This window comes from Streptomyces sp. NPDC021115 (genome assembly GCF_044333065.1).
Lineage (GTDB): Bacteria > Actinomycetota > Actinomycetes > Streptomycetales > Streptomycetaceae > Streptomyces.
This window is the reverse complement of record NZ_JBIRQF010000022.1, coordinates 52,141-77,687: the sequence shown is the minus strand read 5'-3', so window position 1 is coordinate 77,687 and position 25,547 is coordinate 52,141. Positions and strand designations below refer to the sequence as shown.

The 25,547-nt window shown below is 71.7% G+C and carries 27 protein-coding genes; 16 read left to right on the top strand and 11 right to left on the bottom strand.

What is annotated here, in order from left to right:
- Nucleotides 1-332: 332 nt before the first annotated feature.
- On the bottom strand, nt 333-1,676 hold the full coding sequence (locus tag ACH4TL_RS39420) for a hypothetical protein (protein WP_398328308.1): 1,344 nt from the start codon (nt 1,674-1,676) through the stop codon (nt 333-335).
- Nucleotides 1,677-1,701: 25 nt separating this feature from the next.
- The gene (locus tag ACH4TL_RS39415) at nt 1,702-2,160 is read right to left on the bottom strand and encodes a hypothetical protein (protein WP_398328311.1); all 459 of its coding nucleotides are present in this window, start codon (nt 2,158-2,160) and stop codon (nt 1,702-1,704) included.
- A 122-nt stretch (nt 2,161-2,282) separates the two neighbouring features.
- On the opposite strand from ACH4TL_RS39415, the gene ACH4TL_RS39410 reads away from it, so the two are divergent.
- From ACH4TL_RS39410 to ACH4TL_RS39400, 3 genes are read left to right on the top strand one after another with little or no spacing between them, the layout of a single operon-like run.
- The gene (locus ACH4TL_RS39410) at nt 2,283-2,699 is read left to right on the top strand and encodes a hypothetical protein (protein WP_398328314.1); all 417 of its coding nucleotides are present in this window, start codon (nt 2,283-2,285) and stop codon (nt 2,697-2,699) included.
- Nucleotides 2,699-2,893, top strand: coding sequence for a hypothetical protein (locus ACH4TL_RS39405; protein ID WP_398328317.1), 195 nt, complete (start codon nt 2,699-2,701; stop codon nt 2,891-2,893). The genes ACH4TL_RS39410 and ACH4TL_RS39405 overlap by 1 nt, the downstream gene beginning before the upstream one ends.
- Nucleotides 2,890-3,189 carry a hypothetical protein gene (locus ACH4TL_RS39400; RefSeq protein WP_398328320.1) on the top strand — a complete coding sequence of 100 codons (300 nt, stop codon included), beginning with the start codon at nt 2,890-2,892 and terminating at the stop codon, nt 3,187-3,189. Before ACH4TL_RS39405 ends, ACH4TL_RS39400 begins: the two co-directional genes overlap by 4 nt.
- Nucleotides 3,190-3,359: 170 nt before the next feature.
- On the opposite strand, the gene bcp is transcribed toward ACH4TL_RS39400, so the two are convergent.
- On the bottom strand, nt 3,360-3,827 hold the full coding sequence (gene bcp, locus ACH4TL_RS39395; protein ID WP_398328323.1) for a thioredoxin-dependent thiol peroxidase: 468 nt from the start codon (nt 3,825-3,827) through the stop codon (nt 3,360-3,362).
- Between the two features lie 139 nt (nt 3,828-3,966).
- Between bcp and ACH4TL_RS39390 the strand changes: the two genes are divergently transcribed.
- Nucleotides 3,967-4,323 carry a DUF3618 domain-containing protein gene (locus ACH4TL_RS39390; protein WP_398328326.1) on the top strand — a complete coding sequence of 119 codons (357 nt, stop codon included), beginning with the start codon at nt 3,967-3,969 and terminating at the stop codon, nt 4,321-4,323.
- Between the two features lie 60 nt (nt 4,324-4,383).
- Nucleotides 4,384-4,731, top strand: a complete 348-nt coding sequence (locus tag ACH4TL_RS39385; protein WP_398328329.1) for a GroES family chaperonin — start codon at nt 4,384-4,386, stop codon at nt 4,729-4,731.
- 74 nt (nt 4,732-4,805) lie between these two features.
- Here the strand turns inward: ACH4TL_RS39385 and ACH4TL_RS39380 are convergent, their stop codons facing one another.
- Entirely contained in the window at nt 4,806-7,112 is a 2,307-nt protein-coding gene (locus tag ACH4TL_RS39380; protein ID WP_398328332.1) for a transglycosylase domain-containing protein, read from the bottom strand.
- A gap of 269 nt (nt 7,113-7,381) precedes the next feature.
- On the opposite strand from ACH4TL_RS39380, the gene ACH4TL_RS39375 reads away from it, so the two are divergent.
- Genes ACH4TL_RS39375 through ACH4TL_RS39360 form a run of 4 tightly spaced genes read left to right on the top strand, consistent with a single transcriptional unit; the run spans nt 7,382 to nt 10,874 of the window.
- The gene (locus ACH4TL_RS39375) at nt 7,382-8,182 is read left to right on the top strand and encodes an ABC transporter permease (protein WP_398328335.1); all 801 of its coding nucleotides are present in this window, start codon (nt 7,382-7,384) and stop codon (nt 8,180-8,182) included.
- A 52-nt stretch (nt 8,183-8,234) separates the two neighbouring features.
- Entirely contained in the window at nt 8,235-9,026 is a 792-nt protein-coding gene (locus ACH4TL_RS39370; protein ID WP_398328542.1) for an ABC transporter permease, read from the top strand.
- A 6-nt stretch (nt 9,027-9,032) separates the two neighbouring features.
- Complete coding sequence (locus ACH4TL_RS39365; protein WP_398328338.1) at nt 9,033-10,052, top strand: ATP-binding cassette domain-containing protein; 1,020 nt, start codon at nt 9,033-9,035, stop codon at nt 10,050-10,052.
- Nucleotides 10,053-10,061: 9 nt separating this feature from the next.
- Nucleotides 10,062-10,874 (top strand): DUF1707 domain-containing protein, encoded by an 813-nt coding sequence (locus tag ACH4TL_RS39360; RefSeq protein ID WP_398328341.1) that lies wholly within the window; start codon nt 10,062-10,064, stop codon nt 10,872-10,874.
- A gap of 4 nt (nt 10,875-10,878) precedes the next feature.
- On the opposite strand, the gene ACH4TL_RS39355 is transcribed toward ACH4TL_RS39360, so the two are convergent.
- Nucleotides 10,879-12,186, bottom strand: coding sequence for an SGNH/GDSL hydrolase family protein (locus tag ACH4TL_RS39355; protein WP_398328344.1), 1,308 nt, complete (start codon nt 12,184-12,186; stop codon nt 10,879-10,881).
- Nucleotides 12,187-12,459: 273 nt separating this feature from the next.
- Here ACH4TL_RS39355 and ACH4TL_RS39350 point away from each other — a divergent pair, with 273 nt between their 5' ends.
- From ACH4TL_RS39350 to ACH4TL_RS39330, 5 genes are all read left to right on the top strand, one after another.
- Nucleotides 12,460-13,806 carry a DUF445 domain-containing protein gene (locus ACH4TL_RS39350; protein WP_398328347.1) on the top strand — a complete coding sequence of 449 codons (1,347 nt, stop codon included), beginning with the start codon at nt 12,460-12,462 and terminating at the stop codon, nt 13,804-13,806.
- A 105-nt stretch (nt 13,807-13,911) separates the two neighbouring features.
- A complete protein-coding gene (locus ACH4TL_RS39345; protein ID WP_398328350.1) occupies nt 13,912-14,670 on the top strand; it encodes a class E sortase in 759 nt (252 codons plus the stop codon).
- 51 nt (nt 14,671-14,721) lie between these two features.
- A complete protein-coding gene (locus ACH4TL_RS39340) occupies nt 14,722-15,042 on the top strand; it encodes a DUF6412 domain-containing protein (protein ID WP_398328545.1) in 321 nt (106 codons plus the stop codon).
- Between the two features lie 119 nt (nt 15,043-15,161).
- Nucleotides 15,162-15,869, top strand: a complete 708-nt coding sequence (locus ACH4TL_RS39335) for a YidC/Oxa1 family membrane protein insertase (RefSeq protein WP_398328353.1) — start codon at nt 15,162-15,164, stop codon at nt 15,867-15,869.
- 139 nt (nt 15,870-16,008) lie between these two features.
- Entirely contained in the window at nt 16,009-16,875 is an 867-nt protein-coding gene (locus ACH4TL_RS39330) for a fumarylacetoacetate hydrolase family protein (RefSeq protein WP_398328356.1), read from the top strand.
- Between the two features lie 61 nt (nt 16,876-16,936).
- Here the strand turns inward: ACH4TL_RS39330 and ACH4TL_RS39325 are convergent, their stop codons facing one another.
- From ACH4TL_RS39325 to ACH4TL_RS39305, 5 genes are all read right to left on the bottom strand, one after another.
- The gene (locus tag ACH4TL_RS39325) at nt 16,937-18,925 is read right to left on the bottom strand and encodes a sulfatase (RefSeq protein WP_398328359.1); all 1,989 of its coding nucleotides are present in this window, start codon (nt 18,923-18,925) and stop codon (nt 16,937-16,939) included.
- Between the two features lie 155 nt (nt 18,926-19,080).
- A complete protein-coding gene (locus tag ACH4TL_RS39320; protein WP_398328362.1) occupies nt 19,081-19,521 on the bottom strand; it encodes a GNAT family N-acetyltransferase in 441 nt (146 codons plus the stop codon).
- A 7-nt stretch (nt 19,522-19,528) separates the two neighbouring features.
- Nucleotides 19,529-20,926 (bottom strand): DHA2 family efflux MFS transporter permease subunit, encoded by a 1,398-nt coding sequence (locus ACH4TL_RS39315; RefSeq protein ID WP_398328365.1) that lies wholly within the window; start codon nt 20,924-20,926, stop codon nt 19,529-19,531.
- Between the two features lie 70 nt (nt 20,927-20,996).
- Entirely contained in the window at nt 20,997-21,494 is a 498-nt protein-coding gene (locus tag ACH4TL_RS39310) for a heme-degrading domain-containing protein (RefSeq protein ID WP_398328368.1), read from the bottom strand.
- Entirely contained in the window at nt 21,491-22,603 is a 1,113-nt protein-coding gene (locus ACH4TL_RS39305; protein ID WP_398328371.1) for a Gfo/Idh/MocA family oxidoreductase, read from the bottom strand. Before ACH4TL_RS39305 ends, ACH4TL_RS39310 begins: the two co-directional genes overlap by 4 nt.
- Before the next feature lie 67 nt (nt 22,604-22,670).
- On the opposite strand from ACH4TL_RS39305, the gene ACH4TL_RS39300 reads away from it, so the two are divergent.
- Both ACH4TL_RS39300 and ACH4TL_RS39295 read left to right on the top strand, forming a co-directional pair.
- Entirely contained in the window at nt 22,671-23,762 is a 1,092-nt protein-coding gene (locus ACH4TL_RS39300) for an ROK family protein (protein ID WP_398328548.1), read from the top strand.
- Between the two features lie 117 nt (nt 23,763-23,879).
- Nucleotides 23,880-25,244, top strand: a complete 1,365-nt coding sequence (locus ACH4TL_RS39295; RefSeq protein WP_398328374.1) for a hypothetical protein — start codon at nt 23,880-23,882, stop codon at nt 25,242-25,244.
- Between the two features lie 12 nt (nt 25,245-25,256).
- Here the strand turns inward: ACH4TL_RS39295 and ACH4TL_RS39290 are convergent, their stop codons facing one another.
- Nucleotides 25,257-25,445, bottom strand: coding sequence for an antitoxin (locus ACH4TL_RS39290; RefSeq protein WP_398328377.1), 189 nt, complete (start codon nt 25,443-25,445; stop codon nt 25,257-25,259).
- Nucleotides 25,446-25,547 lie beyond the last annotated feature (102 nt).

The window sequence follows — 25,547 nt, the reverse complement described above, 5'->3', positions numbered from 1 at the left end:
GCGGCACGTCGGGCAGTCTGTGAGCCTTCCCGCTAAAGCACGACGTTGGGGCCATGCCCTTGGAGGCTCGCCCAAAGTGGCTGCATAAAGCCGTGGAGCCGCCCCCAGCCACGACGTGTCTCTTCTCTGACGTCAGGCGGCTGCTTGGTGTGGGCGAGGCACGGACGGCGGTCGGGCTGGAGCGCAGGACCCGCCGGGCCGCGCGCGGTGAGTGGAGCGAGCCGTCTTGGATGAAGGCAAGGTGGTAACTCACTGCTTGCGCAGGGTCTGCCACCAGTCGTCCCGAGGTGCTGGTGCCTTCGGGCTCTTGGCTGAGGGCACCCTTCGTTGCGTCAGGTTCCGAGTATGTCGATGAGGTGGTCATCCAGGTCCGCGACGAACTTTTCGTGGCGCCAGGGTCGCAGGGCCTTGCGTGCCTGGCGGAGGCGAAGCGCGGGCACGCGTCCGCCGGTGGTGGCTGCGGTGGTGATGCAGTCGTGCAAGAGGTCCACGGCTGTTTCTGGGGCGTTGAGGCGGATGCAGGCCAGGGCCTGATCGGTTGTGACGATGGTCCGCTGTACGCGCTCACGCGGTGCGAGCAGGGCCTTTGCGCTGCTGGCGAAGACGTCGTGGGCGACCGCCGCGTCTCCTACGTGCAGCTCGCACAGGCCCTCGAAGCCCCGCAGGTGATCAGCGCTGAAGCTCGTAGGCACCGGATCGCCGTCCGCGTCGCGTTCGACGTCGTACCAGGCCAGCGCCAGCGCGGACTGCGCATGCCGTTCGGCGTCCGAGCGGGCGGCGATCTCGGCTTGCAGCGCATGCGCTCGGGCACGGACACGGATGCTGTCGCCCGTGCGGGCATCGCGCACCGCGGCGTCGACCAGCTCACGGGCCGCGCCGATGCCGGGGGTTGAGTAGAGCGTGACCAGGGCGTGGCTCATGTGAACGATGGCTCGGTGCCACGTGGTGTCGAGCAGTCCTGCCGACTCTGTTGCGGCCGTGTACAGAGCGCGGGACGCCTGGTCGTCACGGGTCTCGAACGCCAACCGTCCGGCGAGGGTGTACGCCTGAGTGGCGACCGTGCGCAACCCTGGCAGCAGGGGCTCGGGCGGTCCGCCGGCCAGGAGCCGTCGGCAGGACTCGGTGACGGGGGCGAGCAGGAGCTGCAGTCGGGCGAACGGGAGCGATCCTACGTGCGCGTTGACGTCTTCGACCGCCATTCGCAGGCTGTCGAGGAGCGTGTCGTCTGCGAGTCCCGGATTGGCGAGCGCGGCTGCCATGGACACCCGGGTGGTGGGACCGAGCAGGGCGAGGAGGCCAGCCCCGTTATCGGTGGCTGTGCGGACCAGGAGGGTGCGTAGTTCGTGGAGCCGGGCCTCTGCTTCGCCCAGGTGCGCGAGGGCGTCGAGCAGTTCGGCGAAGTCGCTGCCGGGCCCGAGTGAGATGTGACCGTCAGCGCCTCGGGCGTAGAGGTGCGCCAGCAGGAGCTGGTATCGCTCGCTGGGCAGGATGGGGCTCGTTGTGCTCTCCCACCGGGCGACGGATCGCTGCACGCTCGGGACGGATGGGGCGAGGGGCTGACCGAGACGGCGCGCCGTCGCGATGAGCGCCCGCGCGGTGTCGGCCAGAGACCAGCCCCGTGCTTTTCGGAGGGACTTGAGGGCTGCCGCACCGAGGAGGGTTTCGCACGTGCTCATGCCCTCATCATGCCGGTGACTCACGTCACACGGGCACGATCAGGTGTGGTTTCCCCTGTTCGGCACCGTAGTTGAGGGTCTGCCACGTACCCGCCGTCCTCTGAGAGCCTATGAGGGGAAACCCGATCACCATCTCGGAGTGGTCGACCATCCACCGGTTCCGCGCGTGGAAGGCCGGGCTGCCCAGCTCTGCCGCATGCAGCTCGACGACCTCCGTGATGCGGCCGCGGCTGCGGGCGATGGCCTGCTGCGCCTCAGTGGGCTGCTGCCGGACGGTGCCGGGGACGACGATGGTGATGGGCGCCTGGGTGTTCTGTGCCAGCCACACCAGGGACAGGCTGTCGATGCCCTTGGCGCCGCCGATGTAGAAGCGTGTCTCAGCGTTGGCGAACGGGGCGAGGTAGCCGGTGAACAGCTCGACATAGCTGTCGAGATCACGATGCCCGGTCGACCGGGTACCGGTGATGGCCACAGCCCGAGTCATGATCCACTCCATGTCATAGGTTGTCATATCCAGTAGTACGCGCTTTTGCGGTGGCATCGATGCATGGACACATCCAGCCATCCCGACCTCGCGCACCCCAGCACGTCTCCGGGAGCAGCGACATGACGACCGGAACTGTTCCATGGACGCCGCCGCGCGGCAGCGACGTTGCGATGGTCAAGGTCGGCCCGCACTGGGACGTGCTGCGCGCCCCTGCTGAGATCGGTGAACGCGCGCTGGGGTTACTCGGTGACGCGTCCGGTGCCGTGATCGCCGACTACGGATTGATGTACTGGCTCATCCCGGCGGGGCATGCTCAGGGCTGGCGACGTATCCGGGAGGGAATCCACGCGCTGGGTGCCCACGGCGCCGAGGTTACGTACGTTGGCGTACCGCCCGCGCACTGGCGGGGCGGTCCGCGTCTGCACTGGCGGGTTCCGGTGGGGCCCGACCGATACCTCACCGACGTGGCCCGGCTCCGTGAGGCTCTCGTGCGGGCGGTTGCCGCTGAACTCGCCGAGGAGGCGACGGCCCGGTGATGCCTCAGGTCTGTGCCCGCTGCCAGAAGACCACCAGCCAGCCGGTCGTGGTCGCGATCGGGTACGGCGCGAGTGCTGGCGGCGGCACCGTCTATGCCTGCCCGGGCAAGTGCGCCGACTACTTCCCCGAGCAACGCGACCCGTTCGAGCGGACTCTCCCTGCCCGCGACGTCGACGTCAGGCGGCAGGGATGATCGCGGCCGAGATCGACCCGGCCACGCTCAGCCGCGAACAGCTCCGGGGCTGGGCCTGTGTGCTCTGTGGCGCGCTGCTCACCGTCGACCGGCCGCTGGGCACCGTCACGATCGGCCATGGGGTGACCCGGACGACGTACGAGGTGTGGGCGTGCGCCCCCGCCTGCGGCGAGGCCACGCCTTGGGGCCGGTTCCTTGACCACGCCGTGGACTGCGCCGACTGCCGGGCGGAGCGGCGGTGCGCCGCCGGGAACGGGCTGCGCCACGCGATGCGGGAGGCCCGCCGCGACCCATGAGCGGCTACTTGAGCGGTGCCCTGGGCCTGGTCGCAGCTCTGGCTGGCCGTCGCCGTTGATGTCAGAAGGTGATGGCAAACGCCCCGGACCGTGATCGGTCCGGGGCGTTTCGGCGGCTGGTGCCCCCGGCGGGAGGTGAACCTGCGACACCCGCTTTAGGAGGGCGGGGGTCAGAGGCCCAGGTCCTTGATGATTTTGGCTACGTGGCCGGTGGCCTTGACGTTGTAGAGGGCGCGTTCGACCTTGCCCTGTTCGTCGACGATGACGGTGGAGCGGATGACGCCGGTGACCGTCTTGCCGTAGAGCTTCTTCTCGCCGAAGGCGCCGTAGGACTCCAGGGTCTCCTTGGAGGGGTCGCCGAGGAGGGTGACCTTGAGGGATTCCTGGTCGCGGAACTTGGCGAGCTTCTCCGGCTTGTCGGGGGAGATGCCGATGACGTCGTAGCCGTGGCCGGTGAGGAAGTCGAGCTGGTCGGTGAAGTCGCACGCCTGCTTGGTGCAGCCGGGGGTGAGGGCGGCGGGGTAGAAGTAGACGATGACCTTGCGGCCCGCGTGGTCGGCGAGCGAGACCTGCTTGCCGTCCGCGTCGGGGAGGGTGAAGGCGGGGGCGGTGTCGCCGGGCTGAAGTCGCTCGCTCATGGTCGGTGCTCCTCGGGGTATCGGGTGGTCCGTGACGACATTAGCCAGCATCTTCGCCGGGGGTGCCGTGGGGCGGGGGAGGGGGGAAGCTGACAGACTGTCCATCACGAATCATCGGGACGACAACGGAGGCAGCGCGGTGTCGGATGCCAGGACCCCTGCGCAGATCGAGGCGGACATCGTCCGGCGGCGGCAGGAGCTCGCCGTGACGCTCGACGAGATCGGGGTGCGGGTGCATCCGAAGACGATCATGGGCGACGCGAAGGCGAAGGCGGCGTCGGCCGTGGACCGGACGGCGGGGCGGGCGTACGTGTCCGCGAACCGGATGGTCACCAGCGTGCGCGGGCAGCTGGTCACCGAGGACGGTGCGCCGCGGATGGAGCGGATCGTGCCGGTCGCGCTCGTCGTGGTGGGGCTGGTCGGGCTGCTGGCGGTGTCGTCGCGCGGCGGAAGCGGCGGAAGCGGCCGCCGTAAGGGCTGCAAGCGGCGCCGGTGAGGGTTCTAGGGCATTCCTGCTGCCCTGTGGCGCCGATGGGCCGTTCGGGCGGGTACGGTCATGACCGTGAGTGCGAACACGTCCCATGACAAGCTGCCCATCCGGATGCTGCACGACCGTGTGCTGGTCCGTACCGACATTCCGGAGGGTGAGCGCCGGTCCACCGGCGGTATCGTCATCCCCGCGACCGCGGCGGTCGGCAAGCGGCTGGCCTGGGCAGAGGTGGTCGCGGTCGGGCAGAGCGTGCGGACGGTGGAGCCGGGCGACCGGGTGCTCTACGACCCGGAGGACCGGGCGGAGGTGGAGGTCCGAGGGGTCGCCTACGTGCTGATGCGCGAGCGCGATCTGCACGCCGTCGCCGCCGAGCGGCTGGAGGGCGCGGAGGACTCCACGGGGCTCTATCTGTAGAGGCTGGACGGGATGTGAAGAGGGTGGTGACGGACTCCGTCACCACCCTCTGTCATGTCTGCCGGGAGCCGGGCTCAGCCGCCGTCGGCGCCGCCGATGTCCCCGCCCGGGTCACCCGGCCCGCCGGGGCCGCCGTCGGTCGGCGGGCCGGTCGGGAAGTCCGGGGGCGGGCTCTGCGTGGGCTCCTCCGTGGTGGGCTCGGTCGGCGGGTCGAACGTCGGGAACGTCGGGGCCTGGGTGGGGGCCGTGGGCTCCGTGCTGGGCGGTGTGGTGGGGATCTGCGGAGCGGACGTCGGGGCCTCGGTCGGGACGGGCGGCAGATCGGGGGTGTCGATGCCGTCCTCCAGCTTCAGGTCGAATTCGGCCGGGGGCTTGCCGTCCAGCGCCCCGGAGACGTAGTCGGCCCAGATCTCGGCGGGGTAGCCGCCGCCGTTGATCCGGTCCAGCCCGGTGGCCCCGTACAGCGGCTTCTGGACGCCGGTGTTCGAGTCCTGGCCCATGACGGCCACGACGGTCGCCAGGTCCGGGGTGTAGCCCGCGAACCAGGCGGCCTTGTCCTCCTCGGCGGTGCCGGTCTTACCGGCGGCCGGGCGCTCGGCGCCCTGGGCGGCGGTGCCGGTGCCGCCGTCGACGACGCTCTGGAGTATCGACGTGGTGGTGTCGGCCGCGCTCCGGGGGATGGCCTGCCGCTCCGCCCGGTCCGGCAGCGTGACCTGGGCCCCGTCCTTGGTGACCTGGGCGACCAGGCTGTACTGCCCGTGCTTGCCGTGGTTGGCGAGGGTCGCGTACGCCTCGGTCATGTCGAGCACGCTGGCGGTGGCGGGGCCGAGCGCGATGGACGGGGAGGCGTGCAGGTCGGGGGTGTTCCTGGGGATGCCGAGTTCGAGGGCGGTCCGCTTGACCTTGGCGGGGCCGACGTCCTCGGCCATCTGCGCGTACACCGAGTTCACGGAGTTGTCGGTGGCCGTGGTGACGTCGATGTCGCCGTAGTCGACGTCGTCCTCGTTGGCGGGCGAGTAGCCGGTGGGGCCGTCGGGACCGATCACCTCGCGCTTGTTGTCGCCGTTGTAGAGGGTGTCCGGGGTGATGGTCTGGCCGTCCTGGGTGGTGGATCCGTTGGCCACCGCCGAGGTGAAGACGAATGGCTTGAAAGTGGATCCCACTTGGTAGTCACGGCGGGTCGCGTTGTTGACGAACTGCTTGGTGTAGTCGATTCCGCCGTAGAGGGCGACGACCTTCCCGGTCTTGGGGTCGATCGAGGCGCCGCCTGCCCGGACGTAGCGGTCGACCTTGCGTTCGTCGCTGAGCTTGCTCATCAGCCGGTCGCGCACGGCCTTCGCGAAGGCGTCCTGCTTGCTCTTGTCGATCGTGGTGGTGATCCGGTAGCCGCCCCGGGCCAGGGTCTGCTCGTCGATGATGCCGTTGCTGGTGAGGTAGTCCTCGACCGCTTCGACGAGGTAGCCGCGCTGCCCGGACATTCCGGAGGGGGCCTTGGCCTCGGTGGGCTCCGGGAAGGTCATCTTGTTGCGCTCGGCGCGGCCGAGCCAGTGCTTCTTGACCATGCCGTCGAGGACGTAGTTCCAGCGGGCCTCGGCGCGCCCCTTGTTCTGCGGGTGGGCGATGATGTCGTACGAGCTGGGGGCGTTGAGCAGGGTGGCCAGGTAGGCGCTCTGCGCGGTGTTCAGCTGGTCGATGTTCTTGCCGTAGTACGCCTGGGCGGCGGCCTGGATGCCGTAGGCGTTGCGGCCGAAGTAGCTGGTGTTGAGGTAGCCCTCGAGGATCTTGTCCTTGCTCACCTCGCGGTCCAGCTTGATCGCGATGAAGAACTCCTTGGCCTTGCGGCTGACCGTCTGTTCCTGGTCCAGGTAGTAGTTCTTCACGTACTGCTGGGTGATGGTCGAGCCGGACTGCTTGCCCTTGCCGGTGGCGGTGTTCCAGGCGGCTCGGACCATGGCCTCGGGGTTGATCGCGGACTCGCTGTAGAAGTCCCGGTCCTCGGCGGCGAGCACCGCGTGCTGGGTCCGCTTGGGCACCTGGCTGAGCTGGACGTTCTCCCGGTTGACCTTGCCCTCGCGGGCGAGCGGGGAGCCGTCGGAGTACAGGAAGACGTTGCTCTGGGCGATGGCGGCCTTGTTGGCCGCGGGGATGTCCACGAGCAGATAGCCGGAGACCAGGGCGCCCGCGACGAGCAGGAGGAACAGCAGCGAGCTGCCGAGCACCGTCCGCCAGGTGGGGAGCAGCCGACGCCAGCCGGTGCGCGGCGGGCGGCCCTTTCTGCCCATGGTGCCGCCCTTGCCGGAGCTGCCGTCCATGCCGTTGTGGCTGCTCGGGTCGCCCACGCCGGTGGCGCCGCCGTGGATCAGTTGGGGCTCGTCGCTCATGTCTCCTGAGACTCCTCGGCCGCCGTCGAGGGTTGCGCCGCGGCGGAATCGTGCACGGTCGGGCGATTCGCGTCGTACGCCCCATAAAACACTGTCGCATCATCCGTTCCGGGTCAGGGTCCTGGCGCGCATCCGTGACTGGTCTGTGACCGGCCGAACGAGTGATTCCCCTCACACCATCCGGTGAAAAATGAGTGGCTGTGTCGTCTGCCCGCGAACTAGGCTCCCAAGCTTTGGTGCCGTGCGGACGGGGGAGGGGGAACGGGCTGATGCGGCTCTACGCGGCCGTCGCGCTGAGCAGCTTCAAACGCTACGCGACCTACCGAGTCGCCACCGTGGCAGGGGTGTTCACCAACACTGTTTTCGGCTTCATCGTGGCGTACACGTACGCCGCGCTGTGGGACGAACGACCGCATCTCGGCGGGTACGACCTCTCCCAGGCCCTCACTTTCGTCTGGTTGGGGCAGGCGCTGCTGGCGACCGTTGCGCTGTTCGGCGGCGGCTTTCAGGACGAGCTCCAGGAGCGCATCCGTTCCGGTGACATCGCCGTCGATCTCTACCGTCCGGTCGACCTCCAGCTGTGGTGGCTGGTCTCGGATCTGGGCCGGGCCGCCTTCCAGCTGCTGGGGCGCGGCATCGTGCCCATGGTGTGCGGTGCGCTGGCGTTCGAACTCAGCTTGCCCGGCTCCCCGTTGACCTGGCTGTGGTTCCTGTTGTCGGTGCTGCTCGCGGTGTGCGTGGGGTTCGCGGTGCGCTATCTGGTGGCGCTCGCCGCGTTCTGGCTGCTGGACGGCACGGGGCTGAGTCTGATGAGCGGGCTGCTGTGCATGTTCTTCTCCGGGATGGTGCTTCCGCTGAACGTGTTCCCCGGGCGGCTCGGCGAGGTCGCGCAGGCGCTGCCGTGGGCGGCGATGCTCCAGGTGCCGGCGGATGTCTTCCTGGGGCACCACCGCGGGGCCGGGGTGGCGGGGGCGCTGGCCTTCCAGGCGGGGTGGGCGGTGGTGCTGTTCGCGGCGGGGCGAGCGCTCCAGACGGTCGCGACCCGGAAGGTGGTGGTCCAGGGTGGCTGAGCCGGAGGCGGCACGGGCGCGCGAGGCATTCGGGGAGCGCGCGTATCAGGGGATGCGCGCCTATGCGCTGATCGTCGCCATGTGGGTGCGCTCCACGATGGCGTACCGCACCTCGTTCCTGATCATGGCGTTCGGGAACCTCGCCGTGAACGCGCTGGACTTCGTCGCGATCGCGCTGATGTTCTCGCACATCGACACGCTCGGCGGCTTCACCCTGGCTGAGGTCGCCTTCCTGTACGGCACGTCCAGCACCGCCTTCGGGCTGGCCGATCTGACGCTCGGCAGCATGGAGCGGGTCGGGCGGCGCATCCGCGACGGCACGCTGGACACCCTGCTGGTGCGGCCGGTGCCGATCCTCGCCCAGGTCGCCGCCGACCGCTTCGCGCTGCGCAGGCTGGGCCGGATCACGCAGGGGGCGCTGCTGCTCGGCTGGTCGCTGACCCGGCTGGACATCGGCTGGACGGCCGACCGGGTGCTGCTGGTGCCGCTGATGCTGCTGAGCGGGGCGGTGATCTTCGGGGCGGTGTTCGTGCTGGGCGGGGCGTTCCAGTTCTGGGCCAAGGACGCCTCCGAGGTGCAGAACTCGTTCACGTACGGCGGGACGACGATGCTCCAGTACCCGCCGACGCTCTTCGCCGAGGAGCTGCTGCGCGGTGTCACGTATGTGATCCCGCTGGCCTTCGTCAACTGGCTGCCCGCGCTGTATGTGCTGGGCCGCCCGAATCCGCTGGGCCTGCCCGGCTGGATCGGCTTCGCCGCGCCGCTGGTCGCGCTCGGCTTCGCGGCGCTCGCGGGGCTGGTCTGGCGGGCGGGGCTGCGCGCGTATCAGAGCACGGGGAGCTGAGGAACCATGGATGACTTCATCGAACTCGTCGACCTCCAGAAGGTGTTCGAGGTGCGGCGCCGGGCCGGGCTGCTGCGCCGGGAGCGGCGCGAGGTGCGCGCGGTGGACGGCATCAGCTTCCGGGTGCGGCGCGGGGAGATGGTCGGCTACATCGGCCCGAACGGCGCCGGGAAGTCCACCACGATCAAGATGCTGACCGGCATCCTGGTGCCCAGCGGCGGGCGGCTGCGGGTCGCCGGGATCGATCCGGCCCGGGAGCGGACGCGGCTGGCACGCCGCATCGGGGTGGTCTTCGGGCAGCGCACGACCCTGTGGTGGGATCTGCCGCTGCGCGACTCGTACGCGCTGGTGCGGCGGATGTACCGGATTCCCGACGACCGCTACCGGGAGAACCTGGACCGCTGTGTCGAACTGCTGGACCTGGGCGACCTGCTGGACGTGCCGGTCCGTCAGCTCTCACTCGGCCAGCGGATGCGCGGCGACATCGCGGCCGCTCTGCTGCACGACCCCGAGGTGCTGTATCTGGACGAGCCGACGATCGGTCTCGACGTGGTCAGCAAGGCGAAGGTGCGGGGCTTCCTGCGCGAGGTGAACGCGGAGCACGGCACCACGGTGCTGCTGACCACCCACGATCTGACCGATATCGAACAATTGTGCAAGCGGGTGATGGTCATCGACCACGGCCGGCTGGTGTACGACGGCGGTCTTGACGGGCTGCACGCGGTGGGCGGGAGCGAACGCACCCTGGTGGTGGACCTGGAGCGGGAGCTGCCGCCGATCGACGTCCCCGGCGCGCGGACCGTGCGGGTCGAGGGGCCGCGGCAGTGGCTGGCGTTCCCAGCCGCCGCGAGCGCGGCGCCCCTCGTCGCGGCGGTGGCCGACGGATATCCGCTGGTGGACCTGTCGGTGCGGGAGCCGGAGATCGAGGATGTGATCGCCCGCATGCTGTACCCCGAGCGGGAGGCTGAAGAGGGCGCGGAAGAGGGGGCGTCGTATGGGGCGGTCAGGGCGGTCGGTCCGCATTAGTCTGTCCGTATGACAATTGAGGGATCTTCCCAGGGAGCGGCCCCCGATCTTCCGGGCGGGTCCCCGGTGCGCGCCTCCGACGCCGTCGAGATGCGCGCCTCCGACGCCGAGCGCGAGCGCATCGCCGAGGTGCTGCGGGACGCCGTCGCCGAAGGCCGCCTGGACATGGAGGAGTTCGAGGAGCGGCTGGAGGCGGCCTACACGGCGCGCACCCACGCCCAGCTGGAGCCGCTGGTACGGGACCTCCCGGCGTCCGGCGCGGCGGCCGCCGCCGACCCCCTGCCCGCGCCCACCGCCGCCCCGGACGGCTGGGCCGAGCGGATCGGCGGCGCCCCGACGTCGAGGATGGGCGTCGCGGTCATGGGCGGCTTCGGCCGCAAGGGCACCTGGACCGTGCCCCGCGCCTTCACCGCCGTCGCCCTCATGGGCGGCGGCGAGATCGATCTGCGGGAGGCCCGCTTCGAGGGCCGCGAGGTCGTGATCCGCTGCTTCGCTTTCATGGGCGGGATCGAGGTCATCGTGCCGCCGGACCTGGAGACGCACGTCAGCGGCATCGGCATCATGGGCGGCTTCGACCACGGAGGCTCGGCCGACGGTGACCCCACCGGCCCGCGGGTGACCATCACGGGCGTGGCGGTCTTCGGCGGGGTCAATGTCCAGCGCAAGCTCCGCAAGGAGGAGCAGAAGCGGCTCAAGGCGGAGCGCCGCCGGGAGAAGGAGGCGCGTCGGGAGGAGCTGCGCGCCGCGCGCCGTGAGCGCCGTGCGGAGCTGGGGGAGCGGCAGGCCGAGCGCCGCGCCCGCAGGCACGACCTCGGCCACTAGAGGCTTACAGCTCGGCGGCCGCGCTCCCCCGGAGGTAGTCGAGGGGGAGCGCCCGGGCCATCGCCCGGTAGCCCTCGTCGCTCGGGTGCAGATGGTCGCCCGAGTCGTACGCCGGGCGCATCCGCAGTGGCTGCGCCGGATCGCGCAGCGCCTTGTCGAAGTCCACGACCTCGTCGAAGACCTTCCCGGCCCGGATCTGGGCGTTGACCCGCTCGCGCACGGAGTCCAGCAGCGGGGTGTAGCCGCGGTGGCCGTAGAACGGCGACAGGGTGGCCCCTATGACCCGCATGCCCCGGGCGTGCGCCTGCTCGGTCAGCCGCCGCAGCCCGTCCACGATCTTGTCGGGGTCGGTCTGATGGGGGATGCGCAGGACGTCGTTGATGCCCAGCTCGATGATCACGGCCTTGACGTTCGTACGGTCCAGCACGTCCCGTCCGAAGCGGGAGAGGCCGCTGGGGTTGTTCGGCGGGAACTGGGTGCCGTCGGTCAGCACCCGGTTGCCGCTGATGCCCTGGTTGAGCACGCCGAGGCGGGGCGCGCCGGGCTCGGTGCGCAGCCGCTCGGCGAGGAAGTCGGTCCACCGGTGGTTGGCCCCGGCGGTGGAGGTGATGCCGTCGGTGATCGAGTCGCCGAGCACCGCGACGGCGCCCTGGGCCTCCTTGGACCACACGTCGACGCCGCTCAGATAGCGCCAGAACGGACTCTGTTCGGTGTACGCGGCGCCCGCCGTGTCCTCCGTACGGTCACCGCGCGCCAGGTACGAGGTCTGGCGGGCGTGCGGGTGGTACGTCACCGAGCCCGACGCCTGCGGGGCGTAGGTGGTGACCAGCAGGTCGGCGGCGGTCGGGATGTTCATGCGCACCGGGTCGCTGGTGGCGGCCTGGCCGGGCGGGATGGTCACCCAGGAGCGGTTGTCGAAGGTGAGCCTCCGCATGGTGTCCGCGGCGGCCGTCGGGTTGCTGGGGGCGGCCGCCAGGGCCAGCGAGGCATGCGTGATCGTCAGCGGGCGGGCGCTGTAGAGGTTGGAGAGCTGGATGCGGGCGCCGGTGCCGCCGATGCTGGTGTGGACGACGTTCCGTATCGACATGCCGGACAGGCCGCGCAGCGTGTTCGGCTCGGCCGCGGCGGCGGACGCCGCCCAGGTGCCCACCCAGGACCCCGACGACGCCGGTGCCGCCGAGTTACGGGTACCCTGCGCGGACTCGTTCAGCTCCCGGTCCCGGCCGCCGACCCCGACGAATATCGCGGTCGAGACGAGGACCACCACAGCCGCCAGCGCAGCGAACACGGCATAGGCCGTGCGTCTGGGCATGGGGGGCACGCTCATGGGCGGAGGTCTCCTCGGGCAACGGAGCCCGAGGCTCCGAATGTGAACGGGAACGGCGAGCGACGCTGCTTCGCCGATGCGGTCCGGTCGGTCCTCCATGATCCCATGTCCGGACAGAGGTCCGCCTGTCGGCCTGCCCCCGGTTGGACGGGGTCGCTCGACCAGACAGACGACGGGAACTCGCCGTTCGTTCCCCTCAGGGACGAGTGAGACAGGAACGAGACAATACCGAGGGGACGGCTCGATCGGGTGGAGCGTATGAACCGGACAACGACGGATGAAACGGGGCCCGAAGGGGCGCCGCCGCCCGGCGCGAGGGCGGCCGCCGGTGGTGTCGTCGCGTTCGCCGACACCCCCCTCGACGAGGAGCGGCGGCGCGGTGTGCGCCGGATGAAGACCATCGCCACGGGCATGCTGCTCGCCGTCGCGCTGGTGTACGCGCTCGCCAAGTGGGCGCAGGGTTCCGGCGCCGGGGCCTGGGCCGGGTATGTGGCCGCGGCCGCCGAGGCGGGCATGGTCGGCGCGCTCGCCGACTGGTTCGCCGTCACCGCCCTGTTCCGGCGGCCGATGGGGCTGCCCATCCCGCACACCGCCATCATCCCCACCAAGAAGGACCAGCTCGGCACGACCCTGGGCGACTTCGTCGGCGAGAACTTCCTCTCCGGCGACGTCGTACGGATGCGGCTGCGCGCCGTCGGCATCGGCAGCCGCCTCGGCACCTGGCTGGCCGAACCCGCGCACGCCGACCGGGTGACGGCCGAGTTGGCGACCGCGCTGCGCGGCGCGCTCACCGTGCTGCGCGACTCCGACGTACAGGCCGTGGTCGGCGAGGCGATCACACGGCGCGCGGACGCCCAGGAGATCGCGCCGGGGCTCGGCAAGCTGCTGGAGCGGATCGTCGCGGACGGCGGCCACCACCGGGCCGTTGACCTGGTGTGCGTCCACGCCCACGACTGGCTGGTCGAGCACAACGAGTCGGTGATGGACGCGGTGACCGGCGGCGCGCCCGGCTGGACGCCGCGGTTCGTGGACCGCAAGGTCGGCGAGCGCGTCTACCGGGAACTGCTGCGGTTCGTCCGTGAGATGCGCGACATGCCGGACCATCCGGCGCGCGGCGCCGTGGACCGCTTCCTGTCCGACTTCGCCGGTGACCTCCAGTCGGACAGTGACACCCGGAGCCGGGTCGAACGGCTCAAGGGCGAGGTGCTGGGCCGCGGCGAGGTGCAGGACCTCATCGCCTCCACCTGGGCCTCGGTCCGTTCGATGATCGTCGCGGCCGCCGAGGACGAGCGCAGCGAGCTGCGGCTGCGGGCCCGGGCGGCGATCCTGTCGCTGGGCACGCGGATGGTGACGGACCCTCGGATGCGGGGCAAGATCGACGGCTGGCTGGAGGACGCGGCCGTCTATGTGGTGACGACCTATCGGAACGAGATCACCTCGCTGATCACCGAGACGGTCGCCGGCTGGGACGCGGAGCACACCTCCCGGAAGATCGAGGCCCACATCGGCCGCGACCTCCAGTTCATCCGGATCAACGGCACCGTGGTGGGCGCGCTCGCGGGGCTCGTCATCTACACCATCTCGCGGGCGCTGGGCGGCGGCTGACGGGACGTGTGTCTGGCAGGTGCGCGCCGCAGGGCTTATGGTGCCCCTCCCGGTGGCCTGGGTGGGGAGGTCGGTGTGCGACGGCGGCGCCCAGAAAAAGGACAGGTGCTGGCCCGGGTTCTGTGGACCGGCGGCGAGATCGCCGTCACGATCGGAATCGTCGTGCTCCTGCTGGTCGTCCACGAGCTGTGGTGGACCAACCGGGAGGCGCGGGAGGGCGCGAAGCGCCAAGTGGCGGAGCTGGAGCGGCAGTGGGGCACCGACGATCCCACGGTGCCCACGTCCGGCACCGGCCAGGACGGTACGGAACCCGGGGACACCTCGGGTACGGGCGGTGCGCGCCGTGAGAAGGACGGCGAGGTGACCGTGACCTCGCAGGACGGGACCCCGCGCCGCGACCGGACGTACGCGGTGATCCGCATCCCGCGCATCGGGCTCACGGCCCCGCTCGCCGAGGGCATCAGCAAGCCGCACGTCCTCAACAAGGGGTACGTGGGCCACTACCCGGGAACCGCCCAGCCCGGGCAGCCGGGCAACATGGCGCTCGCTGGCCACCGCAATACCCACGGGGAGCCGTTCCGCCACCTCGACGAGGTGCGCCCGGGGGACAAGGTGAGCATCGAGACCGCCGCCGCCCGCTATACGTACGTCGTCGAGCGCATCCTGCCGCGCACCTCGCCTTCCGACGGCACGGTGATCGCGAAGGTGCCGTACAGCTCGGTCCATCCGCGCTACCGCTACACCGAGCCCGGCTCCTACCTCACGCTGACCACCTGCACCCCCGAATACACCTCCCGCTACCGCCTGGTGGTGTGGGCCAAGCTGACGCTGGCCGCGCCGCGCGTTGTCGGTGGTGCCCCTTAGAGTGGTTGTGGCTGAGTGGAGAGGGGGAGCCGCATGACGCATCGCATCGGCATGACGCATCGCATCGAGACGCTGCGCCTGCACCTGGGCGTGCTCCTCTTCCTGCTGACCGGCGCCCTGCTCACCCAGACCGGGCTGATCAGCGCCGTCGCCCTCGCCGCCACCACCGCTGCCACCGCCGCCGTCGCGGCAGCGCTGCTGACCTGCGCGCTGCTCGCCGCCCGGGCCCGGGTGCCCGCGCCCGCTGGGCGCATACGCACCGCGATACGGGACCGGGAGCGCCGCACCGCGTTCCTGCCGCAGCGGGACCCCGATGCCGCGGGCCGACCCAGGCCCCGGGCGCCCGGCCGTCGCCTCCCGACGGCCGCGTAGGCGCACGCACCCGCAGCATCCCGCAGCACCACCCTGCCGCCGCGCCCACGCCGCTCGTCACGCCGGTCCGTTTTTTCCTCGGTCCATCCGGCCCATGACGAGACCCGTGGAGGGCTCCCATGTCTGTTTTCGCATCCCTCGGCACCCTGCTGACCACCCTGGCCGACCGGCTCGATCCGCTCTTCGGGGCCTCGGCGACCGCCGCCGCGATCGTCGTGTTCACCCTGTGTGTCCGGGCCGCGCTCCATCCGCTCGCCAGGGCGGCGGCGCGCGGCGAGAAGACGCGCGCCGCGCTGGCGCCGAAGATCGCCGAGCTGAGCCGCAAGCACAAGAACGACCCCGAGCGGCTGCGCCGCGCCATGGCCGACCTCCAGGCCAAGGAGGGGGCGTCCCCGCTGGCGGGCTGTCTGCCGACCCTGATCCAGCTGCCGGTGTTCTTCGTGATGTACCACGTGTTCTCCACCGGCAGCGGCGCCGGGGACCTGCTCGATCACACGCTGGCCGGTGCCCCGCTCGACGGCCGCTGGGGCGGGGCGTTCGCGGGGCAGGAGGGGCTGGTCTACCTCGGCCTGTTCACGCTGATCGCGGCCGTCGCGACCTGGACGTATGTCCGCACCCGCAGGGCGGCCCGCGACGCGGTGGCGGCCCCCGGCACGTCCGGTGCGGCCGGGGCGCCCGGTGCGGCCGGGGTGGCGCGGGTGCTGCCGCTGCTGTCGTTCGGCACGCTCGTCACCGCCGCCGTGGTGCCGCTGGCCGCCGCGCTCTACCTCGCGACCAGCACCACCTGGACCGCGGTGGAGCGGGTCCTGCTGCTGCGAGGGCGGTGACCAGGGGAGACGGAGGGCGAGGCCCCGGTCCAGTCCGTGAACGGGGTCTTGCGGGGCGCATGAGGCTCATGCAGGATCGAGCGGCCAGAGGCCATGGTGTAGCCCCTGGCCACCGTCCTGACCCCAGGGAGTTGTGAGGATGAAGCTGCTGCGTGTCGGACCGGCCGGGGCGGAACGCCCTGCCCTCCTCGACCAGAACGGCACCCTCCGCGACCTGTCCGGCCTGGTCCCGGACATCGACGGGACGCTGCTCGCCGACGAGGCGGCGCTCGCCCGGATTCGCGCGGCGGCCGAGGCCGAGGGCGCCGACGCGCTGCCGGTGATCCAGGACGGCGGCGTACGGGTCGGCCCTCCGCTGGGCCGCATCGGCAAGATCGTGTGCATCGGGCTGAACTACCACGATCACGCCGCCGAGACCGGCGCCGCCATCCCCGAGGAGCCGATCCTCTTCATGAAGGCCCCCGACACGGTCATCGGCCCCGATGACACGGTGCTGGTGCCGCGCGGCAGCGTGAAGACCGACTGGGAGGTGGAGCTGGCCATCGTCATCGGCCGCACCGCCCGCTACCTCGACTCCGACGAGGCCGCCCTCGCCGCCGTCGCGGGCTACGCGGTCGCGCACGACGTCTCCGAGCGGGAATTCCAGATCGAGCGCGGCGGCCAGTGGGACAAGGGCAAGAACTGCGAGACGTTCAACCCGCTGGGCCCCTGGCTGGTCACCGCCGACGAGGTCCCCGACCCGCAGGCCCTCGGCCTGCGGCTGTGGGTCAATGGCGAGATCAAGCAGAACGGCACGACGGCCGAGCAGATCTTCGGCGTCGCCCATGTGGTGCGCTACCTCAGCCAGTTCATGACCCTCTACCCGGGCGATGTCATCAACACCGGCACCCCGGCGGGCGTCGCCATGGGCCGCCCCGAGCCCAAGCCGTATCTGCGGGCCGGGGACGTGGTGGAGCTGGAGATCGACGGGCTGGGCCGCCAGCGCCAGGAGTTCAAGGACGCCTGAGCCGTACGCCGGACGTTCGGCGCGGCCCCCGGACGCCACCGGCGTACGGGGGCCGCTGGGCTTACTTGAGCGCCCGCTTCGCCTGCTGGGGCGTGGCGCTCGGCGTCGAGCCGTACGCCTTCAGGAAGCGGTCGCGGAAGTGGTTCATCTTCCACACCGGGGTGTCCGCGCGGGGCATCAGCCCGTCCGCCCAGTTCCAGTCGGCGATGCGCTTCAGCACCTTCGGGTCGTGGGCGACGATGGACACCGGCACGTCCCGGCTCGCGTGGTTGCCGCTGACCCGGGCCAGCGGCTGGTGGTCGCCGAGGAAGACCAGCACGGTGTTCTTGTTGCCGTACTTGATCACGTAGTTGATGAGGGTGTTCACCGAGTACTGCACGGACTTGCCGTATTCCTGCTTCACCTTGGTGGAGTCGGTGAACACGTCCTCGGGCCGCTTGCCCGCCTTCTCGATGCCCTTGTAGACCGAGCCGTTGCCGACCTTGCTCCACGGGATGGTCTTCGGGATGGGCGCCCAGGGCTGGTGGCTGGAGGTCAGGATGTTCAGCGCCATCAGCGGCTTGTCGTGCTTCCTGCCGTGCTCCAGCTGCTCGAACGCCTTCAGCGCGTACTGGTCGGGCATGGTCGACCAGCTGAACTTCGGGCCCTTGTAGCCCAGCTCGCGCGAGTCGTAGACGTGGTCGAGACCGTAGTACTTGCCCTCCGGCCAGCTCTTCTGGACGCCCGGCATGATGCCGACCGTCCGCCAGGCGCCGGTGCGCTGGAAGGCGCGAGTGATGGACAGGTGGTCGCCCGCGGTGACGGTGCGGTAGCGGTTCTGGTTGTCGATCCACAGGCCGGTCAGGAAGGTGGAGTGGCCCAGCCAGCTGTTGCCGCCGTACGTCGCCGAGGTGAGCCAGCCGCTCTTGGCGGCGAACCCGGCCTTGTCCAGACGGCCGGTTGCCTTCTTGAGCGCCGAGTCGACGCCGGGCGCGATGGCCGGGTCCTCGATCGCGCTGCGGCCGTAGCTCTCGATGAAGGTGATCATCATGTCCTTGCCGCGCAGCCCGGTCAGCAGCTGATCACCGGGGGTGTCGCCGTAGGTGTCGAAGGCGGCGATCTTCTTGAACTCCTTCTCGTCCTTGATCGTCTTCTCCACCCGCTCGGCCCGGTCCTGGACCAGCGCTGAGGTGCTGCGGGACGCCACCGGCAGCCCCGCGACCTGCGCGCCGACCGACGCGCACACGACCCAGACGGTCCCGGCCACGAGGGTCGTGCGGGTCGCCACGACGCTGTTGCGCGCCATGACGTTGCCGATCCGGAGGACCGCCAGCGTCATCAGGGCGAGCAGGGCGAGGGCGAGCAGCGCGATACCGACCACGGCGGCCGCGGCTGCCGTCTGGCCGACCGAGTCCTCCAGGTACGACTGGGCGTCGTCGAACAGGATCCAGTCGAGCACCACGTTGAAGCCGCGGCCCAGGAACTCGTTGAAGCCCATGTCCAGCATGTTGAGGATGGCCAGCGCGCCGAGGAACAGCCCGGCCAGCACCGCCACCACTCTCCGGGCCACGGTCGGCAGGAGCAGCAGCAGACCGGCCCCGAAGATCAGCTCCACGGGTATGCGGGTGAAGTGGTCGACCGTGAGGAGTTCGAGCTTCGTCGGCAGCAGCAGGGCGACGAAGACCAGGGCGACGGACAGCCCGGTGACCGTCCACGACAGGGCACGCGCCGCGACGGGATACCGCCCCCGCCAGCCCCCGCGCCCGGCGACGGCCTGGTCCGGTCCGGGCCCGTCGTCGTCGGTGCCGTCACCGGCGGTGGCGGCACCCAGCAGCTCGCCCGGTGCGTCGTCGTCTTCGGCGGCTTTGCCGTCGGCGTTGTCCTTGTCGTCGTCGCCGTCGTCCTCGGTGCCGTTCTCGGTGCCGCCCTTGCCTTCGGAGTCGCCCTCGGGGTTTCTGCCCGGGTCCTCGGCGTTGGCATCCGGCTTTCGCTCCGGCGGGCGGTCTACGAGGGTTTCGCCCTCCTCCGGGGCAGCCTTGTCGGCGTCGTCCTTGTCCGGCTGCTGGCGCATCCCGAAGGTCCTTCCATGCGTGGCCCGGTGGTGACACGGCGGACCAGACTCGGGCATCGAGGGCCGCCGTTATCCCGTACGGTCCGGCGGCCGGAAGTGTTCAGTCTCCACGCTGCTCTGACCCGCACCAACGGCGAGGGTATGTACTGGCTGACTCATTCGAGACGCGCGGTGAAGACGCCGCGCTGGTACTTCGGAGCGAAGACCAGATGTGCGTGCAGGGTGTAGACGGCCGCCCGCGCCGCGTGCCCGAGCAGCCCGGCGGCCAGGCCGCGGCGGCGCGCCGCGGTGGTGACGAACAGCCGGGCGACCGCGGCGAGCCCTTCGGCCGGGGCGCCGATGGCGTCCGCGAGGGCGGGATCGGTCCGGGTGAGCATCACATGGCCGAGCACGGCTGAGCCCTGTACGGCCGAGCCCCGTACCGCGGGCCCTTCGGTCGCGACCCAGGCGCCGAGCATCCCGTCCGGCGTCAGCCAGCCCTCGGGGTCGTCGGGCCAGTGGACCGGGTAGCGGTCGGCGCGCTGCACGGTCGCGAGCGCGGTGACGCAAGCGGCCAGGTCCTGGCCGGTTCGGGGGCGTACCGTCGCTTCGGGCACCGCTGGATCATGGCATGGCGCGGTCGACGCTGCGCAGGGTTATCAGGGCCCCGGCCAGGAAGGCCAGGCCCGCGATGACCAGGGCCGTGCGCAGTCCGGCCAGGGTGTCCGCGGCGGCCAGGGCGCCGAGGAGGGCGACGCCGATGACGCCGCCGGTCTGGCGGGCCGCGTTGATCACGCCGGAGGCGAGTCCGGCCTGCTCGCCGGGGACGCCGTCGGTGACGGCCGTCGTCGCGGCGGGCATGGTGAACGACATCCCGAAGCCGGTGGCCATCAGCGGCAGCACCAGCAGCGGATACGGAACGTGCGCCGCCGCGGCGAGCAGTCCGGCCAGCGCGAGCAGCCCCGCGCCGCCCGTGACCAGGCCGATCAGCAGCGTCGGCCGCGGGCTGCCGACGCGGGCGGTGAAGCGTCCGGACAGCCAGGAACCGGCCGCCACCACGCCCATCTGCGGCAGCAGCGCGAGCCCGGCGAGCAGCGCGGAGTAGTGCAGGGCCTGCTGGAAGTAGAGGTTGACGACGAACAGTTCGCCGTAGAAGCCGAGGTTGATCAGCAGGCCGACCGCCGTGCCCCCGGCGAAGGTGGGCGTACGGAACAGCCCGAGCGGCAGCATCGGCGCGCGCACGCTCCGTTCGACGGCGACGAACCCGGCGGCCGCCAGGACGAACACCAGCGCACCGACCGCCACCAGCGCGTTCACCCCGGAGCGGCCGCCCTCGATCATGGCGAGCGCCAGCGCGGTGAGCGCCGTGACGCCGGTGAGCTGCCCGGCCGCGTCCAGCCCCTTGCCGGTCTGCGGGCGCGGTGACGGTACGTACCGTGCGGTGAGTGCCATCGCGGCAAGACCGATGGGCACGTTGACGAAGAACACCCACCGCCAGCCCACCGCGGCGACCAGGACGCCGCCGAGGAGCGGGCCGCCCGCCGCGGCCACCCCGGCGATGCCGCCCCACACCCCGACGGCGCGGGCGCGCGTCGTCCGGTCGGTGTACGCGGCCCGCAGCAGCGCCAGCGAGGCCGGTACCGACAGGGCCGCGCCCGCCCCCTGCGCCACCCGCGCGAGCACCAGCACCGGTACGCCGGGGGCCAGCCCGCAGCCGAACGACGCCGCCACGAACAGCCCCAGCCCGGCCTGGAACACCCGCCGGGCGCCGAAGCGGTCCGCGAGCGCGCCGCCGGACAGCAGCCCGGCCGCCAGCACCAGCAGATAGCCGTCGACGACCCACTGGAGGCCGTTCACACCCGCGCGCAGATCGGCCCGCAGGGCAGGCAGGGCGACGTTCACGATCGTGCTGTCGAGGATGACCATGAAGTAGCCCGTACACACCGCGACCAGCGCGAACGACAGGACGCGCGCCGGTTCGCGAGCGGTGGATATGTCCGGGGTGCCGGTTTTCGTCGCCATGGACTTCACCGTAGGCGCGGGAAACTTCGGTGCCCGGCGAAGCGAGCCCGCTGTGAAGCGAGGGCGCCGTTCAGGAAGGCAGGAACCGTTCCAGCGCGTCCACCACCAGCGCGTGGTCCTCCGCCTGCGGCAGACCGCTGACAGCGACCGTGCCGACGACGCCCGTGCCCGTCACATGGAGCGGGAAGGCGCCGCCGTGCGCGGCGTAGCGGTCGGGGTCGAGCCGCGAGGACTCCTCGAAGGTCGTGCCCTTCGCCCGGAAGCGGGTGCCGACGAGGTAGGAGGAGGCCGCGTAGCGGTCGACGACCCGGCACTTGCGCTCCAGCCAGGCGTCGTTGTCGGCCGTGGTGCCGGGCAGGGCGCGATGGAAGAGGCGCTGGCCGTTGCGGCGCACGCCGATGGTGACGGCCGCGCCGCGCGCCTCGGCCAGCTCGGCGATCAGGCAGCCGAGGCGCCAGGCGTCGTCATGGGAGAGGGAGGGCAGGCGCAGTTGCCGGTCCTGCTCCTCCAGCCGCGCGACGAGGGCGGCGAGGTCGGCGAGGTCCGAGTCCGGGGTGGGGGTGCTCACGCGGCGCCCCCGACGCCGTTCCCGATACGGACCGTACGGCCCTCCGTCGCCGACACCCGGGCCGCCTCCAGCACCCGCAGCGCCGCGGCCGCCTCGGCCGCGGTGACCGGCGGCGGGGTGCCCTCGCGCAGTGCGGTGGCGATGGCGGCGTAGTACGCGGGGTAGTCGCCGGGGGCGGTCGGCACGGCCCGCCCGCCGCCGGTCAGCGGCGACTCGCCCGCGCCCAGCCGCCCCCACGCGGACTCGGGCTCGGCGCCCCAGGCCCCGGACTCCGTGGGGCGCAGCCCCTCGCGGAGGGCCGCTTCCTGCGGGTCGAGGCCGTACTTCACATAGCCCGCCTCGCTGCCCAGCACCCGGAAGCGCGGGCCGAGCTGGGCGGTGATCGCGCTCATCCACAGCTGCGAGCGGACGCCGTTCGCGTGGTGGACGGCGATGAACGTGTCGTCGTCGGCCTCCGCCCCGGCGCGGCGCACGTCGACCTCGGCGTAGACGGAGACGGCCGGGCCGAAGAGGGTGAGCGCCTGGTCGACCAGATGGCTGCCCAGGTCGTACAGCAGCCCGCCGATCTCGGCCGGGTCGCCGGACTCCCGCCAGCCGCCCTTGGTCTGCGGCCGCCACCGCTCGAAGCGCGACTCGAAGCGCAGCACGTCGCCGAGCGCGCCGTCGGCGAGGAGCTTGCGCAGGGTCAGGAAGTCGTTGTCCCAGCGGCGGTTCTGGAAGACGCTCAGCAGCAGTCCGCGCGACGCGGCGAGCGCGGCCAGCTCCTCCGCCTCAGCGGCGGTCCCGGCCAGCGGCTTGTCCACGACGACCGGCAGCCCGGCTTCGAGCGCGGCGCGCGCGAGCGGGACGTGGGTGCGGTTGGGGGAGGCGATGACGATCAGGTCCAGCTCACCGGCCCGGGCCCACAGCTCGTTGGCGGACGCGGCGATCCGCACGCCCGGGTGCTCGTCGCGGGCCTGCTGCTGCCGCTCGGGGCTGGCGGTGACGACGGTGTCGAGGGCGAGGCCGTCGGCGGCGGCGATCAGGGGCGCGTGGAAGACGGATCCCGCGAGCCCGTAGCCGATCAGCCCGGCCCGGAGCGTGCTGGTGTCCCTGCTGTTGGCATCCATGCCGCCACTTTGACAACAGTGTTGCGAAAGCGCAAGCGATGGTCACAATGGGGGTGTGAACAGCACGATGTCGAGGGCGGCGGCCGGGCCCGGAGCCAATCTGTCCGCCCTGCGCAGCCATAACGCCGCCCTCGTCCTGCGCCTGTTGCGGGATGCGGGCGAGGACGGCGTCAGCAGGCTGGAGCTGGCCGACCGCACCGGCCTCACCCCGCAGGCCGTCAGCAAGATCACCGCGCGGCTGCGGGCCGAGGGCCTGGCGGCCGAGGCGGGCCATCGCGCCTCGACCGGCGGCAAGCCGCGCACCGTCCTGCGCCTGGTCCCGGACGCCCGCCACGCGATCGGCCTGCACCTGGACCGCGACGAGCTGACGGCCGTCCTGGTCGACCTCGCGGGCACCCCGGTGGCTCTCCGTACGGCACGCTTCGACTTCGGCGCGGAGGCGGAGACGGCACTGACGGCGGCCGCGTCGGAGGTCGGGGCGCTGATCGCCGACGCGCCCGGGGGCGGGCTGCTCGGGGTGGGGGTCGCCGCTCCAGGGCCGCTCGACCACGGCTCCGGCGTACTCCACCGGGTCACCGGCTTCCCGCAGTGGGACGGGCTGCCGCTGCGCGACGCGCTCGCCGAACGGCTCGGCCTGCCCGTCGTCCTCGACAAGGACACCAACGCCGCCGCCCTCGGCCTCGCGGCCCCGGCCGTCCCCGCCGACTCGTTCGCGTATCTGCACCTGGGCACCGGCCTCGGCGCCGGGCTCGTGCTCGACGGCGGCGTGTACCGGGGTGCGCGGACGGACGCGGGGGAGTTCGGGCACCAGGTCGTCCAGCTCGACGGGCCGCGCTGCGGCTGCGGCAACTACGGCTGTCTCGAAGCGCTGTGCCTGGCCGCCGTCGCCCGCGGCGCCCGGACGCAGGCGGCCCGGCTGCTCGGCGTCGGCGCGGCCAACCTCGTACGGCTCCTCGACATCGACCGGGTGCTGCTCGGCGGCCGGATCGTGCTGGCCGCCCCCGAGTCGTACGTACGCGGCGTGGCCGCCGTGCTCGCCGAGGACGCCGCCCGCACCAACCGCCCCACGGTCCCGGTCGATGTCGTACGCGGCGGGGCGCGGGCGGTGGTCGAGGGCGCGGCGCAGCTCGTGCTCGCCCCGCTCTTCGCATTGGGCTGATCGAGGGTTTGTTGACGGCCAGTCGGGGTCAATCGGCGGCCCGCGCGGTGTGTCGGCGTGCGGACGCGGAATGTGCCGGAGTGCTCGGGGATACGCCGCTGCCAGCAGAGGTCACCCATGCGACTGCCCACCGTCCTGTCCCTCCGCGCCGCCCGCTCCCTCCGTACCGCCCTGCCCGCGGCCGCGCTCGCGCTCACCCCGGCCCTGTACGGGGTGAGCGCGCACGCCGCCGCGGCCGAACCCGCACCGACCTGCGGGGACGAGACCGCCTCCGACTTCCCCGTCGAGACCCGGCTGCACGGCGGCCCCGACCACTACGCGCGGGGCGGGGGATGGCAGGAGTGGCACCTGGAACTGCGCAACACCACGAACGCCGAGTGCCGGGCCGTCCACCCCGTCGCGGTCCTCGTCGACCAGGGCCATGCGCTGCGGCCCCGTCAGATCCAGTTGGAGTTCCTGGATCCGTACGCCGACGGCGGCACCTGGCGGGACGTGTCCTTCCAGACGACCGACGAGGACGAGAACATCGGGGTGTTCGAGAAGGACTTCAAGGGGTTCACCGTGGCGGCCGGGAAGACGGTCGACGTCCAGATACGCTCCCGCTTCACCTCTGACGCCCCCTTGGGCCCGGTCACGGCCAACGCCATCGCCGTACAGCGGCGCGCGGACGACGGGAACTGGGTCGGGGAGTCCAACGACTACGCGTTCCGGATCGACGCGGTGGCAGGCGCCGAGGCGGACGCCACGTCGGGGGCGGAGACCGCGCCGGTGCCGGTGCCGCCGGTGCCGGAGCCGGAGCCGGACGCGAGGCCGGATGCGAAGCCGAGCGCCGAGCCCAGCGGCGAGCCGAGCCCCACGCCGACCCCGACCCGCCGCCTGGAGCGGAGCCCGATGGCGGTGCCGCAGAGTCCGGATGCCGCCGAGCCGGACCAGGGCTCCGATGAGGACCTGGACGTGGATACGGATCCGGGCACCGGCACGGACGGGACGGGCGCCGCGGACGAGGCGGATACGGAGGCGGACGACACCGGTACGGACACCAGTGCCGACGCCGGTACGGACACCAGTACCGACAGCGGTACGGACACCGGCACGGAGACGGGCTCCGACACCGGCGCCGACCTCGGCACCGAGACCGGCACCGGCACCGAAACCGACACGGGCACCGGGACCGACCCCGGCTACGACACCGAAGACCCCAGTACCGAAGACCCCAGTACCGAAGACCCCGGCGCCGAAGACCCCGGGGCCGCCGAAACCGACCCCGGCCAGGACCAGGGCGACGACCAGCAGGACGACCAGCGCGAAGATCAGCGCGACGACGAGGGCGACACCGAGCAGGGCCACACCGGGCGACACTGGAAGCCGGAGCTGGCCGCCACAGGCCGTGACGTCCGGCTCGCCGGACTCGGTGTCCTCAGTGCCGGGATGGTGGCCGCGGGTGCCGCCCTCGTCGCGAAGTCCCGGCGCGCGAGGCGCTGAGGGACGCTGCCGCTAACCGCCCCGGGGCCCCTCGCCCCGGCGGCGGAGCTCGTCGTCGACCTTGTCCGAGCCGCGCTGGATCTGCTCCGAGTGCTTGCCGCCGGTCTTCTTGTCGGCGGTGTCCGCCCCCTTGCGTGCGGCCTGTCGGCTCTTGTCGGGGTTCTTGGCGATCGCGTCCTTCAGCTTGTCCATGATGCCCATGGCGGTTCTCCTTACGGTTACCGTCGGCTCGGGTCGCGTTCCCCCTCACCTCAGGATCGGACAGCTGTGCGGGTCTGTCGCGCCGAGGGCGCGCTGAGGCCG

Bases quoted from the DNA above. Each gene is read 5' to 3' on its own strand.
- ACH4TL_RS39420 (WP_398328308.1), bottom strand. From the start codon at position 1,676: ATGAGCACGTGCGAAACCCTCCTCGGTGCGGCAGCCCTCAAGTCCCTC.
- ACH4TL_RS39415 (WP_398328311.1), bottom strand. From the start codon at position 2,160: ATGACTCGGGCTGTGGCCATCACCGGTACCCGGTCGACCGGGCATCGT.
- ACH4TL_RS39410 (WP_398328314.1), top strand. From the start codon at position 2,283: ATGACGACCGGAACTGTTCCATGGACGCCGCCGCGCGGCAGCGACGTT.
- ACH4TL_RS39405 (WP_398328317.1), top strand. From the start codon at position 2,699: ATGCCTCAGGTCTGTGCCCGCTGCCAGAAGACCACCAGCCAGCCGGTC.
- ACH4TL_RS39400 (WP_398328320.1), top strand. From the start codon at position 2,890: ATGATCGCGGCCGAGATCGACCCGGCCACGCTCAGCCGCGAACAGCTC.
- bcp (WP_398328323.1), bottom strand. From the start codon at position 3,827: ATGAGCGAGCGACTTCAGCCCGGCGACACCGCCCCCGCCTTCACCCTC.
- ACH4TL_RS39385 (WP_398328329.1), top strand. From the start codon at position 4,384: ATGACCGTGAGTGCGAACACGTCCCATGACAAGCTGCCCATCCGGATG.
- ACH4TL_RS39380 (WP_398328332.1), bottom strand. From the start codon at position 7,112: ATGAGCGACGAGCCCCAACTGATCCACGGCGGCGCCACCGGCGTGGGC.
- ACH4TL_RS39375 (WP_398328335.1), top strand. From the start codon at position 7,382: ATGCGGCTCTACGCGGCCGTCGCGCTGAGCAGCTTCAAACGCTACGCG.
- ACH4TL_RS39370 (WP_398328542.1), top strand. From the start codon at position 8,235: ATGCGCGCCTATGCGCTGATCGTCGCCATGTGGGTGCGCTCCACGATG.
- ACH4TL_RS39365 (WP_398328338.1), top strand. From the start codon at position 9,033: ATGGATGACTTCATCGAACTCGTCGACCTCCAGAAGGTGTTCGAGGTG.
- ACH4TL_RS39360 (WP_398328341.1), top strand. From the start codon at position 10,062: ATGACAATTGAGGGATCTTCCCAGGGAGCGGCCCCCGATCTTCCGGGC.
- ACH4TL_RS39355 (WP_398328344.1), bottom strand. From the start codon at position 12,186: ATGCCCAGACGCACGGCCTATGCCGTGTTCGCTGCGCTGGCGGCTGTG.
- ACH4TL_RS39350 (WP_398328347.1), top strand. From the start codon at position 12,460: ATGAACCGGACAACGACGGATGAAACGGGGCCCGAAGGGGCGCCGCCG.
- ACH4TL_RS39340 (WP_398328545.1), top strand. From the start codon at position 14,722: ATGACGCATCGCATCGAGACGCTGCGCCTGCACCTGGGCGTGCTCCTC.
- ACH4TL_RS39335 (WP_398328353.1), top strand. From the start codon at position 15,162: ATGTCTGTTTTCGCATCCCTCGGCACCCTGCTGACCACCCTGGCCGAC.
- ACH4TL_RS39330 (WP_398328356.1), top strand. From the start codon at position 16,009: ATGAAGCTGCTGCGTGTCGGACCGGCCGGGGCGGAACGCCCTGCCCTC.
- ACH4TL_RS39325 (WP_398328359.1), bottom strand. From the start codon at position 18,925: ATGCGCCAGCAGCCGGACAAGGACGACGCCGACAAGGCTGCCCCGGAG.
- ACH4TL_RS39315 (WP_398328365.1), bottom strand. From the start codon at position 20,926: ATGGCGACGAAAACCGGCACCCCGGACATATCCACCGCTCGCGAACCG.
- ACH4TL_RS39305 (WP_398328371.1), bottom strand. From the start codon at position 22,603: ATGGATGCCAACAGCAGGGACACCAGCACGCTCCGGGCCGGGCTGATC.
- ACH4TL_RS39300 (WP_398328548.1), top strand. From the start codon at position 22,671: ATGTCGAGGGCGGCGGCCGGGCCCGGAGCCAATCTGTCCGCCCTGCGC.
- ACH4TL_RS39295 (WP_398328374.1), top strand. From the start codon at position 23,880: ATGCGACTGCCCACCGTCCTGTCCCTCCGCGCCGCCCGCTCCCTCCGT.
- ACH4TL_RS39290 (WP_398328377.1), bottom strand. From the start codon at position 25,445: ATGGGCATCATGGACAAGCTGAAGGACGCGATCGCCAAGAACCCCGAC.